Source organism: Mesorhizobium sp. CCNWLY176 (assembly GCF_037153935.1).
Classification (GTDB): domain Bacteria; phylum Pseudomonadota; class Alphaproteobacteria; order Rhizobiales; family Rhizobiaceae; genus Mesorhizobium_M; species Mesorhizobium_M zhangyense.
Window position 1 is genome coordinate 71,503 of sequence record NZ_JBBBDZ010000006.1, and the last position, 15,467, is coordinate 86,969.

The 15,467-nt window shown below is 62.5% G+C and carries 17 protein-coding genes; 9 read left to right on the plus strand and 8 right to left on the minus strand.

The genetic code is table 11. The annotated features are described in order from the left end of the window. Positions 1-10: 10 nt before the first annotated feature. Positions 11-910, minus strand: coding sequence for a carbohydrate ABC transporter permease (locus WBQ96_RS12095; RefSeq protein ID WP_312857885.1), 900 nt, complete (start codon positions 908-910; stop codon positions 11-13). 76 nt (positions 911-986) lie between these two features. Further along, positions 987-2,225 carry an ABC transporter substrate-binding protein gene (locus WBQ96_RS12100; RefSeq protein ID WP_336550583.1) on the minus strand — a complete coding sequence of 413 codons (1,239 nt, stop codon included), beginning with the start codon at positions 2,223-2,225 and terminating at the stop codon, positions 987-989. 395 nt (positions 2,226-2,620) lie between these two features. On the opposite strand from WBQ96_RS12100, the gene WBQ96_RS12105 reads away from it, so the two are divergent. Then, positions 2,621-3,670 (plus strand): LacI family transcriptional regulator, encoded by a 1,050-nt coding sequence (locus WBQ96_RS12105; RefSeq protein WP_336550582.1) that lies wholly within the window; start codon positions 2,621-2,623, stop codon positions 3,668-3,670. Between the two features lie 16 nt (positions 3,671-3,686). On the opposite strand, the gene WBQ96_RS12110 is transcribed toward WBQ96_RS12105, so the two are convergent. Together WBQ96_RS12110 and WBQ96_RS12115 are read right to left on the minus strand one after the other, a co-directional pair. Then, positions 3,687-5,279: a peptide chain release factor 3 gene (locus WBQ96_RS12110; protein ID WP_165119172.1), complete on the minus strand. Its 1,593-nt coding sequence runs from the start codon at positions 5,277-5,279 to the stop codon at positions 3,687-3,689. 75 nt (positions 5,280-5,354) lie between these two features. Then, complete coding sequence (locus WBQ96_RS12115; RefSeq protein WP_336550581.1) at positions 5,355-5,858, minus strand: hypothetical protein; 504 nt, start codon at positions 5,856-5,858, stop codon at positions 5,355-5,357. Positions 5,859-6,027: 169 nt separating this feature from the next. Here WBQ96_RS12115 and WBQ96_RS12120 point away from each other — a divergent pair, with 169 nt between their 5' ends. Next, complete coding sequence (locus tag WBQ96_RS12120; protein ID WP_336550580.1) at positions 6,028-7,014, plus strand: NAD-dependent epimerase/dehydratase family protein; 987 nt, start codon at positions 6,028-6,030, stop codon at positions 7,012-7,014. On the opposite strand, the gene WBQ96_RS12125 is transcribed toward WBQ96_RS12120, so the two are convergent. Together WBQ96_RS12125 and WBQ96_RS12130 are read right to left on the minus strand one after the other, a co-directional pair. Continuing rightward, entirely contained in the window at positions 7,011-7,868 is an 858-nt protein-coding gene (locus tag WBQ96_RS12125) for a class II glutamine amidotransferase (RefSeq protein ID WP_336550579.1), read from the minus strand. The two genes, WBQ96_RS12120 and WBQ96_RS12125, sit on opposite strands and share 4 nt — an antisense overlap. A gap of 57 nt (positions 7,869-7,925) precedes the next feature. After that, on the minus strand, positions 7,926-8,144 hold the full coding sequence (locus WBQ96_RS12130) for a DUF6356 family protein (protein ID WP_165119176.1): 219 nt from the start codon (positions 8,142-8,144) through the stop codon (positions 7,926-7,928). A gap of 106 nt (positions 8,145-8,250) precedes the next feature. On the opposite strand from WBQ96_RS12130, the gene WBQ96_RS12135 reads away from it, so the two are divergent. The 6 genes from WBQ96_RS12135 (at position 8,251) to WBQ96_RS12160 (ending at position 12,153) form a co-directional block, all read left to right on the plus strand. After that, a complete protein-coding gene (locus WBQ96_RS12135; protein WP_336550578.1) occupies positions 8,251-8,721 on the plus strand; it encodes an Lrp/AsnC family transcriptional regulator in 471 nt (156 codons plus the stop codon). Between the two features lie 53 nt (positions 8,722-8,774). Beyond that, a complete protein-coding gene (gene dut, locus WBQ96_RS12140) occupies positions 8,775-9,248 on the plus strand; it encodes a dUTP diphosphatase (protein WP_336550577.1) in 474 nt (157 codons plus the stop codon). After that, positions 9,245-9,895, plus strand: coding sequence for an HAD family hydrolase (locus tag WBQ96_RS12145; RefSeq protein WP_336550576.1), 651 nt, complete (start codon positions 9,245-9,247; stop codon positions 9,893-9,895). The genes dut and WBQ96_RS12145 overlap by 4 nt, the downstream gene beginning before the upstream one ends. A 70-nt stretch (positions 9,896-9,965) precedes the next feature. Then, positions 9,966-10,775, plus strand: a complete 810-nt coding sequence (locus WBQ96_RS12150) for an isocitrate lyase/PEP mutase family protein (RefSeq protein ID WP_336550575.1) — start codon at positions 9,966-9,968, stop codon at positions 10,773-10,775. Beyond that, positions 10,772-11,776: a proline racemase family protein gene (locus tag WBQ96_RS12155; RefSeq protein ID WP_336550574.1), complete on the plus strand. Its 1,005-nt coding sequence runs from the start codon at positions 10,772-10,774 to the stop codon at positions 11,774-11,776. Before WBQ96_RS12150 ends, WBQ96_RS12155 begins: the two co-directional genes overlap by 4 nt. Positions 11,777-11,913: 137 nt before the next feature. Next, positions 11,914-12,153 carry a hypothetical protein gene (locus WBQ96_RS12160; protein WP_336550573.1) on the plus strand — a complete coding sequence of 80 codons (240 nt, stop codon included), beginning with the start codon at positions 11,914-11,916 and terminating at the stop codon, positions 12,151-12,153. Here WBQ96_RS12160 and WBQ96_RS12165 read toward each other — a convergent pair. After that, on the minus strand, positions 12,150-12,872 hold the full coding sequence (locus WBQ96_RS12165) for a sulfate transporter family protein (protein WP_336550572.1): 723 nt from the start codon (positions 12,870-12,872) through the stop codon (positions 12,150-12,152). The genes WBQ96_RS12160 and WBQ96_RS12165 overlap by 4 nt on opposite strands. 236 nt (positions 12,873-13,108) lie before the next feature. Here WBQ96_RS12165 and WBQ96_RS12170 point away from each other — a divergent pair, with 236 nt between their 5' ends. Continuing rightward, complete coding sequence (locus tag WBQ96_RS12170; RefSeq protein WP_336550571.1) at positions 13,109-14,101, plus strand: adenosine kinase; 993 nt, start codon at positions 13,109-13,111, stop codon at positions 14,099-14,101. 23 nt (positions 14,102-14,124) lie between these two features. On the opposite strand, the gene WBQ96_RS12175 is transcribed toward WBQ96_RS12170, so the two are convergent. Further along, positions 14,125-15,423 (minus strand): PQQ-dependent sugar dehydrogenase, encoded by a 1,299-nt coding sequence (locus WBQ96_RS12175; RefSeq protein WP_336550570.1) that lies wholly within the window; start codon positions 15,421-15,423, stop codon positions 14,125-14,127. Positions 15,424-15,467 lie beyond the last annotated feature (44 nt).

Consider the following 15,467-nt stretch of genomic DNA (forward strand, 5'->3'; position numbering starts at 1 on the left):
GATTGCCGTATCAGCCACGCCGCGCCCTCCCGAATTCGAGATAGGCCCACGGCACGACGACGATGATCACGCTGAGCAGCATCATGGTCGAGGCGGCAAAGCCCTGGCCGAGATTCTGGGCGAAGAACATGTAGTCGTAGACATATTTGGCCGGCACTTCGGAAGCGATGCCGGGACCGCCGCTGGTCTGGGCGACGACGAGATCGTAGACCTTGATGATGCCCGAGGCGATGATGACGATGGTGGTGATGAAGACGGGCCGCATCATCGGAATGACGATGAAGAGATAGGTCTTCCACATCGGGATCCCGTCGACGCGCGCCGCCTTCCAGATGTCCTCGTCGATGCCGCGCAGGCCCGCCAGCATCAGGCACATGACAAGGCCGGTGCCTTGCCAGAGCGCTGCGATCAGGATGCCGTAGATGACGATGCTGGCATCGTAGAGCGGGTTGAAGGTGAAGCTTTCCCATCCGAGCCCGCGCACCACGGCCTGCACGCCGAAATCCGGATTGAGCAGCCATTGCCACACCAGCCCGGTGACGATGAAGGACAGAGCGAAGGGGTAGAGAAAAATGGTGCGGAACGTGTCTTCGAAGCGGATCTTCTGGTCGAGCAGGGCCGCAAGCAGGAAGCCTATCGCCAGCGAGAAGATGAGCGAGAGCACGCCGTAGATGGCAAGATTCTCGACGGCCACGCCCCAGCGTGGTGCCGCCCAGAGCCGGTAATACTGGTCGAGCCCGACGAAGCTGAAGCGCGGCAGAAGCTTCGAATTGGTGAAGGAATAAAGCACGGTCCAGGCGGTGCCGCCGGCGAAGACCACGACCGCCGTAAGGATCATCGGTACGGAGGCGATCTTGGCGCTCAGGTTCCTGAACAGCTGGCTGGGGCGCTTGGGATAGGTTTCGCTCACAGCAATCCTTTTGGATATGAGGCCGGAACACACCGGCCCGTTCAGACGGGGCCGGTGTGCAGTATCGGCAGCAAGATCAGTCGGCGCTCGAGACGATGTCGGCAAAACGCTTCTGGGCGTCTTCGACGGTCAGGCCCTGATTGGAGAAGAACTCGGAGAAGAGATCCTCCTTCTGCTTCTGGGTGTCCTGCGACATGAGCTGGTCGGTCCAGGGCATGACATTGCCCTTGGCCAGGATGTCGAGGCCTTTCTTCATGCAGTCATTGGCGGCGTTCAGGTCGACGTCGCCACGTACCGGCAGCGAGCCTTTCTTGAGGTTGAACGCAACCTGCGTCTTGGGATCGAGAAGCGTCGTCGCCAGCGCTTCCTGCGCCTTGGACTTGGCTTCGTCCTTCAGCAGCGGGAAATAGAAAGCGTCGCCGCCGGTCGCGATCATCGGATTGAGGCCGAGCCCGGGCAGGCAGGAATAATCCTTGCCGGCCACCTTTCCGGCAACCTGGAACTCGCCCTGCGCCCAGTCACCCATGATCTGGCCGCCGGCCTTGCCGGTGATGACCATGTTGGTGGCCTGGTTCCAGTCCTGCACATTGGTGCCCTTCGACATCTTGCGGGCGTCGTCGGCGGCCTTGAAGACCTTGCCGATCTCAGGCCCGGCGGCGAACGCCGCATCCTTGTCCTGATAGACTTTCAGGAAAGTGTCCTTGCCGCCAACTGCGGCGAGCAGAACGTCGAACGCACCAGACGCCTGCCAGGGCTGTCCGCCGACTGCCAGCGGCACGATGCCGGCTTTCTCGAGCGCGGGAGCAGCAGCCACGAACTCGTTCCAGTCCTTCGGCACGGCGACGCCGGCCTTCTCGAACGCTTCATTGGACAGCCACAGCCATTGCCATGAATGGATGTTGACCGGCACGCAGTAAATCTTGCCGTCGATGGTGCAGCTGTCGAGCAGGCTCTTGGGCCGGACGATCTCGGTCCATTTTTCCTTGGTGGCGATATCGGTCAGGTCGCGCATAAGCCCGGCCTGCACGAGCTCCTCGGCCTGGCGGCCGTGGTTGAACTGGGTGGCGCCCATCGGATCGCCGCCAGTAATACGGCTGATCATGATCGGGCGGGCGGTGCCGCCGGAACCGGCAATGGCGCCGTCGACCCAGTGATTGCCCGTCGCATCGAAGGCCTTGGCAAGCTCGCCAACCGCAGCTGCTTCGCCGCCGGAGGTCCACCAATGCGTTACTTCGAGATCGGTCGCCGAAGCGGCGCCGGCAGTCATGAATGCAACCCCGGCTGCAAGCGCAGCGGTCGTGAGACAATAACGCATCGTCACTCCTCCCTGAAATCTGAAACGTTACAGACCGGCACGCTATGCGAAGAAAAATGACTTCGCAACAGAAGAGTGGCCTGTCGCCATGATTTTTTCGTGCCCCGAATAAATATCACGCGGCGCCAAGCCTGGATCGCAGGCGCAAAAATCCGTGCTGCATTGCAATAAATCAGCAGAAATTTGCGTTAAAAATCAGGGTTTCGATTATTCCCTTCACCGATAGCCGGCTAGTCTTCCGATACGCAGCGCGCCCAGCCTCAACCCACAGTTCAGGGGTAATCGATTCCGCACCGCACAATTTCTGAAACGTTACAGGTATTGCGGGAAACACTTGCAAGGTCCAATGTTAGAGTGCGATATGCGGGCACTCTGGGGAGCCGCAGGCAACGGCAATGAATGACAGACCACAAACCGACGATCCGGCAGGCCCGGCCTCTTCCAGAACGGACGAGCGGCCGACGCTGAAGACGATCGCCTTCATGACCGGGCTCGGCGTCACCACGGTTTCGCGCGCCTTGAAGGACGCGCCGGAAATCGGCGTGGAGACGCGCAAGCGCGTCCAGCTCGTCGCCCGCCAGGTCGGTTACCGCCCGAACCGCGCCGGCGTCAGGCTGCGCACCGGCAAGACCAATGTCATCAGCCTCGTGCTCAACACCGAGGAGCAGGTCGGCGGCTTCGTCTCCGACATGATCTACGGCATTTCCGAGCATCTGGCGCAGACGCCCTACCACTTCATCGTCACGCCCTATTCGCGCACCAACGACCCGCTGGAGCCGGTGCGCTACGTGCTCGAGACAGGCTCGGCCGACGGCATCATCATCTCGCGCACCGAGCCGAACGACGCGCGCGTGCGCTACATGGTCGAGCACGGCTTTCCCTTCACCACCCATGGCCGCACCCATATGGGGATCGAGCATCCGTTCCACGATTTCGACAACCGCGCCTATGCGGTTTCAGCGGTACGCAAGCTAAAGGCCTTGGGGCGCAAGCGTATCACGCTGCTCGCTCCGACGCCCAACCTCAGCTACTACCGGCACATGCGCGAAGGCTTCCTTGCAGCACTGGCGGAATGCGAGCTGGACGAGATTTCCTTCGGCACGGCCAATCTGGATCAGTCGATCGACGAAATCCGCGAGCACACCAGGGAGCTGATGCGCCGGCGCACGCCGCCCGACGGCATCGTCAGCGGCAGCGGCGCAGCGACCTTCGCCCTGGTCGCCGGCACGGAAGATGCAGGGCTTGCGGTCGGCGCCGATGTCGACATCGTCTCGAAGCAGTCTTCGAAGCTGCTGCATCTGCTGCGGCCGAAGATCTACGTCGTCAACGAAGACGTCCGGCTCGCCGGCCGCGAACTGGCGCGCTCCGTCATCGGGGCGATCGACCGCAGGGCGGTGAGTTCATTGCAGAGCCTCAGCGTGCCGGAGGCCGTGGAAACCTGCTGACGGCAAAGCTTCGAATTCAAGCCGCCCTGTCGCGGACCTGATAATCCTTGATCGCGGCGAAGTGGATCGCCTTCCAGCGCTCGGCCTCGTAGTTCAGCGAGAATTCGTGCTGGGCGAGGAACACCGGGTCGCCGTCGAGGTCGCGGGCAATGTCGCCGCGATGCGATTCGATGAAGCGCAGCAGGTCTTCCTTGTCATCGGCATCGATCCAGCGGCAGATCGAAAAACGCGCCATCTCGAAATCGACCGGCAGCGTATATTCCGCCGACAGACGTTCCTTCAGCACGTCGATCTGCAGCGCACCGACGACGCCGACAATGGCCGGCGAGCCGTCCTCCGGCTGAAACAGCTGGACGACGCCCTCCTCGGCCATCTGCTGCAGCGCCTCCTTCAGCTTCTTGGCTTTCATCGCATCGCCGAGGCGGACGCGGCGCAGGATTTCCGGTGCAAAATTCGGCACGCCCCGGAACAGAATATCCTCGCCCTCGGTCAGCGTGTCGCCGATGCGCAGCGTGCCGTGGTTGGGAATGCCGACCACGTCGCCGGCATAGGCCTCGTCGGCGGTGATGCGCGAACGGGCGAAGAAGAACTGCGGCGCAGACAGGCTCATCTGCTTGCCCGTGCGCACCAGCTTGGCCTTCATGCCGCGCTGAAGCGTGCCGGAGCAGACGCGCACAAAGGCGATGCGGTCGCGGTGGTTCGGGTCCATGTTTGCCTGGATCTTGAAGACGAAGGAGGTCATCTTCTCCTCAGTCGCCTCGACCTTGCGCGTGTCTGCCTCCTGGGCGCGCGGCGCGGGACCGTAATCGCCCAGCGCCTCGATCAGGTCACGCACGCCGAAATTGCGAAGCGCCGAGCCGAAATAGACCGGCGTCAGGTGGCCCTCGCGGAACGCCTTGAGATCGAACGGCCGGCAGGCCTCGCGCGCCAGTTCCAGTTCCTCGATGAAGGCCGGCCGGTCATTGTCGGGCAACAGGCCGGCGGCGCGGTTGGAATCCGGCCCGCTGACCGGTGTCCGTTCCTTCTCGTCGTCACCGCGGCGCACCGCATTCTGGGCGAGATGGTAGGTGCCGGCAAAGGTCTTGCCCTGGCCGATCGGCCAGGTGATCGGCGCGGTGTCGAGCGCCAGCTTCTGCTCGATCTCGTCGAGGATCTCGTAGGTATCGCGGGCCTCGCGGTCCATCTTGTTGACGAAAGTGACGATCGGGATGTCGCGCATGCGGCAGACTTCGAAAAGCTTCAGCGTGCGCGGCTCGATGCCCTTGGCGGCGTCGATGACCATAACGGCCGAGTCGACCGCCGACAGCGTGCGATAGGTGTCGTCGGCAAAGTCCTCATGGCCGGGCGTGTCGAGCAGGTTGAAGACGTTGTCGCCATATTCGAAGGTCATCACAGAGGTGACGACTGAAATGCCGCGCTCGCGCTCGATCTTCATCCAGTCCGAACGGGTCTGGATGCGGTCCTTCTTGGCCTTGACCTCACCGGCAAGCTGAATGGCTCCGCCGAACAGCAGCAGCTTTTCGGTCAGCGTCGTCTTGCCGGCGTCCGGGTGCGCGATGATCGCGAATGTGCGGCGCCTGGCAACCGCCTTGGCTATGTCTTCAGCCATTTACGATGATCCTGTTGATGCGCGGGCTTCTAGCAGCACATCGACAGGCTGTCGAATGCGAAATGGCGATACGCGTTATGCCGGCTGCCAGCCGCCGAGCGGATGAAACCGCCTGACTGCGAGAAAGCCGGTTATAAGGAAGAACAGCAGCACGATGCCCTGCACAATCGCGAAGGGTGGCTCGGAGCCGGTGGGCGCCAGCGCATTGAGCGCCGGTATCTTCAGGAACGACTGCACGACCAGCACGAAGCAGTTGAGGTAGAGCGAGATCACCGCCGTGACGACATAGATCCAGCGCCACGAGCCGGCGAGGTGATAGGCGTAGCGCGCCGCTATTGCCGCAATCAGCAAGATCATCGACAGGATGCCGAAAGCGATAGCCGGCGTGAACCCGTTGAACGGGAAGAGAAAACCGGTGACGCTGGTCAGCACCGTAGTGACCAGGAAAATCAGCGTCCAACCGTCCATGCGGCTGGACTTCAAGAGTCCGTATAGAACGACCAGTCCCGTGACGATGCCTATGAGACTGATGATGACATGAAGAAGAGTGAATGTGGAAAGCGACATACCGAGCAGCATAGCTTTGTTCCCTCAAACAAACTTCCCCTACGGAACTACTCTACCGGGAATTTGTAAAGACCTTCATTAAGTAAAGAGCCGCGGTCAGGCGGAGACAGCACCTGGCCCTTTGCCACCGGCGGCGAATCTGAAATGACTTGCCGACGTTCGATCTTGAGGCCGAATCGCGATGAAAGTTCTGGTGACGGGAAGTGCGGGTCATCTCGGCGAGGCGCTGGTGCGCAGCCTGCGGGAGCAAGGGCATGAAGCGGTCGGGCTCGACGTTCTGGCTTCGCCCTCCACGACCGATGTCGGTTCAATCACTGACCGATCCTTTGTGCGGCGTCACATGCAGGGCGTGCAGGCGGTGCTCCATGCCGCCACGCTGCACAAGCCGCATGTCACCACCCACAGCCGGCAGGATTTCGTCGACACCAATATCGGCGGCACGCTGAACCTGCTGGAGGAGGCTGCCACTGCGGGTGTCGGTGTATTCGTCTACACCAGCACGACGAGCGTCTTCGGCGACGCGCTGGTGCCGCCGGCCGGTGCTCCCGCCGCCTGGATCACCGAGGACATAATGCCCGTTCCCAAGAACATATACGGCGTGACCAAGGCCGCGGCGGAGGATCTGTGCCAGCTGTTTTCGCGGAACCAGAAGCTGCCGGCAATCGTGTTACGCACCTCGCGATTCTTCCCCGAGGAGGACGACGACAGCGCGGTACGCAAAGCCTATCCCGACGATGCCAACGTCAAGGTCAACGAGTTCCTGAACCGGCGCGTCGACATCAGCGATATCGTGGATGCGCATCTGCTTGCCATCGAGCGCGCGCCCTCGATTGGGTTCGGCAAATACATCATCAGCGCAACGACACCCTTCCTGCCGGAAGACCTGGCTGAACTGCGCACAGATGCGCCAAATGTCGTGCGGCGGCGGGTGCCTGGCTACGAGGCCGAGTATCAGCGCCTGGGCTGGACGATGTTTCCGAGCATCGGGCGTGTCTACGTCAATGCGCGCGCCCGGCGCGATCTTGGCTGGCAGCCGCGCTACGATTTCGCCTCGATCCTCGAGCGCCTGAAAGACGGGCAAGATCCGCGAAGCCCGCTGGCACAGGCCATCGGCTCGAAGGGCTATCACGACGAGGTTTTTGCCGACGGCCCCTACCCGGTGAATTAGATCGTTTGGGCATTGGCAAACAGCCCCTCACCCTTACCCTCTCCCCGTGAAGGACGGGGAGAGGGGGTCGTCAGCGTTCCGACTGGCTCAAACGGCAGTATCGTCATCTCGTTCGCGGTCATCGTGACGAAACTCGACGGCGGGATTGATTGCCAGTTCGGGCCTTCGCGGTCGAAGGGTTCCGAGACGAGGCAGCGTCCGTCCGAATTGCGAAAAGAACCAGCATAGAGCGTCGGCGCATGGGCGTCGGTGGAATAGCGGATCGCATAAAGCGTCTCGCCGTCCGAAAAGGCGGCGGTCAGCTTCAGCGCCGGCTCCAGCCCGGCACGGCAGCAGGCTTCCAGAACGCGCACGGTCGCGCGGGACGCAGCGCCCTGCGGGTCTTCGGCCAGCCCCTCCTGAAGCATCATCAGGAAAAACAACTCGGAATCGGTCGTGCCTTCGCGCTGGTCGTAGAGCGCGTCGCTGATCGAATTTTCGAGGCCGCGGCGCACGCGCTCGAAGCCGCCAATCTGGCCGTTATGCATGAAGGACCAGCGGCCCGACACGAAGGGGTGGCAGTTCATGCGGCTGGTGGCGCCGCCGGTGGCGGCGCGGACATGGGCGAGGAACAAGCCGGACCTGATCTGCCTGCACAGGCTTTTCAGGTTCGGGTCGGACCATGCCGGAAGGATGTCGCGGTAAAGGCCGGGTTCAGGCCGCGCTCCATACCAGGCAACGCCAAAACCGTCGCCATTGGTCGGCGACTTGGCTTCGAGCGCATGATGACTCTGGGCGATCAGCGAATGGCAGGGCGCGGCGACGATGTCTTCGAGAAAGACTTCCGGTCCGAGATAGGCCGCCCATCGGCACATCGATTTACTTGCCCCTCAAGCATAGCCCCGAAAAGTTCCAGACTTTTCGGATGAAGGTCATGCGTTCTTCGCGCGATTATGCGTCCGCTCGTAGAGCTGGCGAATGATCCCGCTCGCCGTAGATTCGAACAGGAAGGGTAACAAAGCGTGAATGAGGGCGGCGAAGGCGGCCAGGAACAGCTTTCCCGAAAACTTTCCGGCAAAGGCCATGTGCTCGAGATAGCTCTCGTCAACCGAAGCCGGGTGATCGGTGAAAATCCTTGCGACGCGGTTCATTGCTGTCTCCCATTTTTGACCGTGGCACGAAGATTAACCCGCCCGACATGACGATTCGTCCCAATTCGTCCTTGCCTGAGAGATAACTTTGGGACATTCATCCCAAATGAGCGATAAAATAGATACGATTGATCGAAGATTGCTAGCCGAACTGCAGCGCGACGGCACGCTTTCGGTCGATCAGCTTTCCGAACGCGTCGCCCTTTCGCGCAATGCCTGCTGGCGGCGGGTCAAGCGGCTGGAGGATGACGGCTTCATCACCGGGCGCGTGGCGCTGGTCGACGCCGAAAAGCTCGGGCTCGGCCTTTCGGTCTTCATCATCGTGCGAACCTCCAATCACGATCCCGAATGGCTGGTGAAGTTTCGCAACGCGGTCACCGCCTTCCCGGAAATAACCGGCGTCTACCGCATGTCGGGCGACCTCGATTATGTGTTGCGCGCCCGTGTCTCGGACGTGAAAGCCTATGACCGCCTCTATCAGCGTCTGATCGCCCGGGTGCCGCTGTCCGATGTCTCGGCCTCCTTCGTCATGGAGGAGATCAAGGAAACGACGGTCGTTCCTGTCGAAATCCGTTGAAGGAACAGCCACCGGAATTGACGAAACGCTCAAGCCGGACGATAGATCGCGCCATGAAAACGGCTTCCCAAAATTCTCCTGTCGTCGGCGTCGTCCGGCTTTCCCACAGCAATGGCCTCGACCTGCCGGCCTATGAGACGGCGGGTGCCGCCGGCATGGATTTGCGCGCGGCGGTGCCTGAAGACCGGCCGCTGCTGCTCCTGCCCGGCAAGCGTGCACTGGTGCCGACCGGGCTGATCCTCGAAATCCCCGAAGGTTTCGAAGGACAGATACGGCCGCGCTCCGGCCTTGCCTTCAAGCACGGCATCACCTGCCTCAACACGCCCGGCACGATCGACAGCGACTACCGGGGCGAGGTCAAGGTGCTGCTGGTCAATCTCGGCGACGAGGATTTTGTCGTGACCCGCGCCATGCGTATCGCGCAGATCGTCTTTGCGCCGGTGACGCGGGCCTCGATCGAGGAACGCAGCCTTGCCGGTTCGACCGAGCGCGGCGCGGGCGGCTTTGGCTCGACGGGCAGCGCGTGACGACGCCAAAGCTCGTCATTTTCGATTGCGATGGCATTCTGGTCGACACCGAGCGGCCGGCCAACGAGTTCATGGCCTCCGTGCTCACTGAGCGGGGTTTCCCTGTCACCTATGAGGAATGCCGCCGCCGTTTCGTCGGCCGCTCGCTCGTCTCAGTCCAGCAGGAGATCGAGGCGACAGGTATTACGATCGGCAATTTCGTCGATGACATCTATGCCGAACTGCCGCGCATTCTAGACGGCGTGCAGGCCATTCCCCATGTCGAGACTTTCATCCAGACTGTTGAAGCAGCAGGCATTCCCTTCTGCGTGGCCTCCTCCGGCAAGCCAGAAAAGATGCAGATGACGCTCGGCGGCACCGGGCTTCTGCCCTATTTCGAGCATGCCATGTTCAGCGCGACGATGGTCGAACGCGGAAAACCTTTCCCCGACCTGTTCCTTCATGCGGCCAGGCAGATGGGCTTTGCGCCGGCCGATTGCATCGTCGTCGAGGACACTGTCGCCGGTGTTACGGCGGGCGTTGCCGCCGGCATGCGCGTATATGCCTATCACGGCGATCCGTATTCCGACCGGGACGGAATGGCTGCCGCCGGCGGCATTCTCTTCGACGACATGCGCGCGCTGTCAGGATTGATCCCGATCGCCTGAATCGGATTTGCGGTGCCACAATCTCCAGCGTAGACTTGGCTTCAATTCACCCTGATCGAGGTCATCTGCAATGGACAAGGGCGCGGTTTTTCGCAAGCTCCATGAGGCGCCGGGCGCCTTCGTCATCCCCAACCCGTGGGATATCGGCACGGCCAAGCTGCTGGCCGCCTCGGGCTTCAAGGCGCTGGCCACGACCAGCGCGGGTTTTGCCTTTTCGCGCGGCCTGCCTGATGGCGGCGTTCCCTTCGACGTCATGATCGCCCATTGCAAGGAACTGTCCGGCGCGACCGACCTGCCGGTCTCGGCCGACCTGGAAAAGGGCAAGGGCGACAGCCCGGAAAGCGCTGCCGAAACCATCTTCGCCGCCGAGGCGGCAGGCCTTTCCGGCTGCTCGATCGAAGACTTTTCGGGCGATCCGGCAAAGCCGATCTACGAATTTTCCCATGCGGTCGAACGCGTGGCCGCGGCCGTCGAGGCGGCGCGCGCGCTGCGGCACGATTTCGTCTTCACCGCGCGGGCGGAGAATTTCCTGCACGACCGCCCCGATCTCGACGACACCATCGCGCGGCTGCAAGCCTTCGAGCGGGCCGGTGCTGACGTTCTCTATGCGCCGGGCATCACCGACATCGAGACTGTCCGCAAGATTTGCTCGGCAGTGTCCAAGCCGGTCAATGTGCTGGCCGTCCTGGGCTTCACCATGGACGGACTCGCCCAGGCCGGCGTAAAACGCATCTCGCTCGGCTCGAAGCTGACGACCTACGCATTCGGCATGCTGCAGAAGGCGTCGCGCGAAATGCTGGATAAGGGCACGTTCGAGTTCTCGCGCGACGGCATGGCCTTCGGCGCATTGCAGACCATGTTCTCGACCGCCGACGCATGACCGAAAGCATAACCGTCATCGACATGCACACCGGCGGCGAGCCGCTTCGGATCGTCACCGGCGGCTATCCCAAGATTCCCGCTGGCACGATCCTTGAGAAGCGCGCCTATGTTCGGAACAATCTCGACCATCTGCGCAAACTGCTGATGTTCGAGCCGCGCGGCCATTACGACATGTATGGCGCGCTGCTGGTCGAGCCCGACCTGCCGGGTGCCGATCTCGCCGTGCTGTTCATGCACAATGAGGGCTATTCGACCATGTGCGGCCACGCCATCATTGCGCTCGGCCGCTACGCGATCGATCAAGGCATCGTCGCGGCGCAGGAACCGGTGACCACCGTCAACATCGAATGCCCCTGCGGCATGGTCGTCGCCTCGGTCGAGGTGAAGGACGGCAAGTCGGGCGCTGTTTCGTTCGAAAGCGTGCCGGCATTTCTGTTCGCACGCGACCAGAGCATCGACCTGCCCGGCCATGGCAGTATCGCCTTCGACATCGCCTATGGCGGCGCTTTTTACGCGCTTGCCGACTGCCGCCAGTTCGGGCTGGAATTCGGCAGGAACCGCGCCCGCGATTTCGTCGATGCGGCCACAGCCCTGACCGAAACGCTGAAGCGTGATTTTCCGCTGTCGCACCCCGACCATGACGATCTCGCCTTTCTCTATGGCACGATCCTGACCGATGGTGGCGACGGCTCCAACGGCGTTGCCACCAAAAACATCTGCGTCTTCGCCGAGGCTGAAGTCGACCGTTCTCCGACCGGCTCGGGCGTCACCGCGCGGCTGGCGGCCATGCATGCCAAGGGCGAGCTGGCAGTCGGCGAGACACGGCTGTTCGAAAGCATCGTCGGCTCGCAATTTTCCGGCTCGGTGGCACGGACGACGAAGACTGGGGCGCACGACGCCATCGTCGCACGCGTCGGCGGCAGGGCCTTTTACTCTGGGAAAGGCGAGTTCTTCCGCGAAGAGGAAGACGAATTGGGTCGAGGGTTTCTGGTTCTATGAAATTGGCAAATCAGATTTTTCTGGCGCTCCTTCTCTGCCTCGTGGGCATTTCAAGCAATGCGCAGGCACAGGACAGCGCTGTTTCCGATCTCGTCAGCGCGCTTCGGGGCGAGGTGCAACGTTGTTGGGCGCCACCTATGCTTACCGGCAAGCGGCCAAGACCGGCCGTGATTTCCGTCCGCCTCAATCCCGACGGCTCGCTCGACGGCATACCCGTGCTCGCCAATCGCTCCAGCAACGAGAATTTCAAAGTGATGGCCACCAGCGCCATCCGCGCCATCGAGCGCTGCGCGCCTTTCGAAAGCGTGCGGCAGCAGCATGTTCCCTATGACAAATGGCGCCAGCTGAAGCTGCGTTTCGTAGCGCCCGAGTTTTAAGCCTGCCTGGCCAGTCGGGCAGCTTCCCGCACCGAGACCATCTTGTGCAGATGCACCATCATGGCGGCGGCGAAGAGCGGTGTGAGCAGGTTGAGTAGCGGCACGGCCAGAAACGCCGCAATCACCAGGCCGGCCATGAACACCGTTCCGGCATATTTGCGCCGCAGCGCCTTGGCCTCGGCTTCCGTCCGGAAGCGCATGGCGGCGAATTCGAAGAATTCGCGCCCGAGCAGGTAGCCGTTGACGACGAAGAAGGCGCCGATATTGACCCCCGGCACCAGCAGCAAAAGCAGGGCGAACAGATTGCCCAGCACGACGATGCCGAAGAATTTCAGCGACATGATCAGCGCCGGAATGGTCGGTACGGCGCGGCCAGGCCTGTCATTCGGATAGTCGCTTCTCTCGACAAGCTCGGCGACATCGTCAAGAAACAGCCCCGCAATCACCGCCGTCACAGGCGCGATCAGCAGCGCCAGCCCGAGTGCCAACCCGATGCCGGCGAGGATCGCCGCTATCAGGCTGAGCCAGCCGGCCCAGGATGGAAATCCGGGCAGCAGCGCATCGATCCACGGCAGGGCCAGCGCATCGAATGCCTGATGCAGGCCGAACCATAGCGCGACAAGCGCCAGCAGGGTGATGCCGATCGTCTTGAAAAATACCGTGCGGAACTCGGCGGTGAAGAGCTTGGCCATCGCTGCGCGGGCGGCGTCGAGGATCATCGGCAACAGTTCCTTTCGCGTCCAGGGGCCGTTTGCAACCGCCGAGAGATAGGCAGGCTTTCCCTCGACCGCAAGAACGCGCTTTCGGCGCGGTTTGCAAAACCGCCACGGTTTCTTGCCTGACCATGATCTTTTGCGAAAACCGGGTTCCACTTTTCAAGATCATGGTCTAGACCCACGCGCGGCCGGTATGCCAAAGGAATTGGTCTTTCCTGCGCGGTTCTGCGGAGTTTTTCATGAGCCAGTATGACGTGCTTTGCATCGGCAATGCCATCGTTGACATCATTGCCCAATGCGATGACGCCTTTCTCAATGAAAACCGCATCATCAAGGGAGCGATGAACCTGATCGACGCCGAGCGCGCCGAGCTGCTCTACAGCCGCATGGGCCCGGCGATCGAGGCCTCCGGCGGCAGCGCCGGCAACACGGCAGCGGGCGTTGCCAGCTTCGGCGGACGCTCGGCTTATTTCGGCAAGGTATCCCGGGACCATCTCGGCCAGATCTTCACCCATGATATCCATGCGCAGGGCGTCGCCTTCGACACCAGTCCGCTGGCCGGTACACCGCCGACAGCGCGCTCGATGATCTTCGTCACGCCCGACGGCGAGCGCTCGATGAACACCTATCTCGGCGCCTGCGTCGAACTCGGCCCGAACGATGTCGAGGCCGACAAGGCGAGCGGCGCAAAAGTCACCTATTTCGAAGGTTACCTCTGGGATCCGCCGCTGGCCAAGGAGGCGATCCGCATGACCGCGGCCCACGCGCATGCCGCCGGCCGCGAAGTGTCGATGACGCTATCCGACCCGTTCTGCGTCGACCGCTACCGCGACGAATTCCTCGACCTGATGCGGACGGGCACGGTCGACATCGTCTTTGCCAATGAGAGCGAGGCGAAATCGCTCTATCAGACCGAATCCTTCGAGCAGGCGCTGGAATTGATCCGCAAGGATTGCAAGATTGCTGCCGTCACCCGCTCCGAGCTCGGCTCGGTGATCGTGCGCGGCGACGAGACCGTTGCTGTCGATGCGATCGAGATTGAAAAACTCATCGACACCACCGGCGCCGGCGACCTCTACGCCGCCGGTTTCCTGTTCGGCTACACGGCAGGCCGCAGCCTCGCCGATTGCGGCAAGCTCGGCTCGCTCGCCGCAGGACTGGTCATCCAGCAGATCGGCCCGCGCCCGCGCAAGAATTTGCGCGAGGCAGCCGAGCAGGTCGGGCTGATCTAACGCCGCTCCAAGTTCCGGAGCTCTCAGGCTCCCGTCACACGCCAGATTGCATCGCCGGCGTCGTCGGCCACCAGTAGCGAGCCATCCGGCCCGATGGCGACGCCCACCGGGCGGCCATAGGAAACCTTTTCGTCCGGGGCGAGGAAGCCGGTGAGGATATCCCGCGCCGGGCCAGACGGTTTTCCTCCCTCGAACGGCACGAAGACCACGCGATAGCCCGAGAGTTTGCTGCGGTTCCATGAGCCGTGCTGGCCGATCGCCATGCCGTCGGGGAACCCCGGCAACGTGCCCGCCGGCATCCAGCACAGGCCGAGCGACGCCGTGTGGCCGCCGAGCGCGAAATCCGGCTGGATAGCGCGCGCGACCAAAGCTGCATCCTGCGGCACGCGATCATCCATCGTCTGGCCCCAGTAGCAGTAGGGCCAGCCGTAGAAGCCACCATCCTGCACCGAGGTGAGATAGTCCGGCGGCGTCTCGTCGCCGAGGCCGTCGCGCTCGTTGACGACTGTCCAGAGCGCGTTCGTCTGCGGCTCCCAGGCGAGCCCGACCGGATTGCGCAGGCCAGCGCCGAAGATGCGGCCCTGACCGGTGGCGATGTCATATTCGTAGATCGCCGCGCGGCCTTCCTCGGCCTCCATGCCCTCATCGCCGATATTGCTCTGCGATCCGACGCCGACATAGAGCCTGGTGCCGTCGTTGCTGGGAAGGATGCTGCGCGTCCAGTGGCCACCCGGCTTGAAGTCGAAGATTTTTTGGCCGGCAGCCGAAATCCGTGTCTCGCCGGAGCGATAGGGGAAGGCCACCAGCCCGTCGGTGTTGCCGACGTAGAAAGTGTCGCCGACCAGTGCCATGCCGAAAGGCTGGTTGAGGCCGGAGAGAAAGATTTCCCGCGTCTCGGCCACACCGTCGCCATCCGCGTCGCGCAGCAGCGTGATGCGGTTCGCGCTGACGCCGACGGCGGCGGCCCGCTTCATGGTGCTGTACATCGCGTAGTCGAATGCCGAGCGTATGCCGCCGGGCGTGCTCAATGCCTCGGCGATCAGCACGTCGCCGTTCGGCAGAACCTCGATCCAGCGAGGATGCTGCAATCCCCGCGCGAAGGCGTTGACCTTGAGGCCGGGCGCGGCCACCGGCGTCCGCCCCTCGTGCCAACCCCGCGCCGTCGGCATCTTCAGCGTCGGAATGCCTTGCGGCCTTGCCGGCGGGATCGCGGGTGTGTCGCCGATTGCCTGCGGCAAGGTCTGGTCACCCCGATGACGCAACAGGATCACGCCCGCGCCAACCATTGCAACCAGCCGCGCGAAGATGTCCGAAAAGGCCATTGATGATATTCCCGCTCATGAATGATGGCTGCAGGAATACACAA

Coding starts and splice junctions, on each gene's coding strand:
- WBQ96_RS12100 (WP_336550583.1), bottom strand. CDS start 2,225: ATGCGTTATTGTCTCACGACCGCTGCGCTTGCAGCCGGGGTTGCATTC.
- WBQ96_RS12105 (WP_336550582.1), top strand. CDS start 2,621: ATGAATGACAGACCACAAACCGACGATCCGGCAGGCCCGGCCTCTTCC.
- WBQ96_RS12110 (WP_165119172.1), bottom strand. CDS start 5,279: ATGGCTGAAGACATAGCCAAGGCGGTTGCCAGGCGCCGCACATTCGCG.
- WBQ96_RS12115 (WP_336550581.1), bottom strand. CDS start 5,858: ATGCTGCTCGGTATGTCGCTTTCCACATTCACTCTTCTTCATGTCATC.
- WBQ96_RS12120 (WP_336550580.1), top strand. CDS start 6,028: ATGAAAGTTCTGGTGACGGGAAGTGCGGGTCATCTCGGCGAGGCGCTG.
- WBQ96_RS12125 (WP_336550579.1), bottom strand. CDS start 7,868: ATGTGCCGATGGGCGGCCTATCTCGGACCGGAAGTCTTTCTCGAAGAC.
- WBQ96_RS12130 (WP_165119176.1), bottom strand. CDS start 8,144: ATGAACCGCGTCGCAAGGATTTTCACCGATCACCCGGCTTCGGTTGAC.
- WBQ96_RS12135 (WP_336550578.1), top strand. CDS start 8,251: ATGAGCGATAAAATAGATACGATTGATCGAAGATTGCTAGCCGAACTG.
- dut (WP_336550577.1), top strand. CDS start 8,775: ATGAAAACGGCTTCCCAAAATTCTCCTGTCGTCGGCGTCGTCCGGCTT.
- WBQ96_RS12150 (WP_336550575.1), top strand. CDS start 9,966: ATGGACAAGGGCGCGGTTTTTCGCAAGCTCCATGAGGCGCCGGGCGCC.
- WBQ96_RS12155 (WP_336550574.1), top strand. CDS start 10,772: ATGACCGAAAGCATAACCGTCATCGACATGCACACCGGCGGCGAGCCG.
- WBQ96_RS12160 (WP_336550573.1), top strand. CDS start 11,914: ATGCTTACCGGCAAGCGGCCAAGACCGGCCGTGATTTCCGTCCGCCTC.
- WBQ96_RS12165 (WP_336550572.1), bottom strand. CDS start 12,872: ATGATCCTCGACGCCGCCCGCGCAGCGATGGCCAAGCTCTTCACCGCC.
- WBQ96_RS12170 (WP_336550571.1), top strand. CDS start 13,109: ATGAGCCAGTATGACGTGCTTTGCATCGGCAATGCCATCGTTGACATC.
- WBQ96_RS12175 (WP_336550570.1), bottom strand. CDS start 15,423: ATGGCCTTTTCGGACATCTTCGCGCGGCTGGTTGCAATGGTTGGCGCG.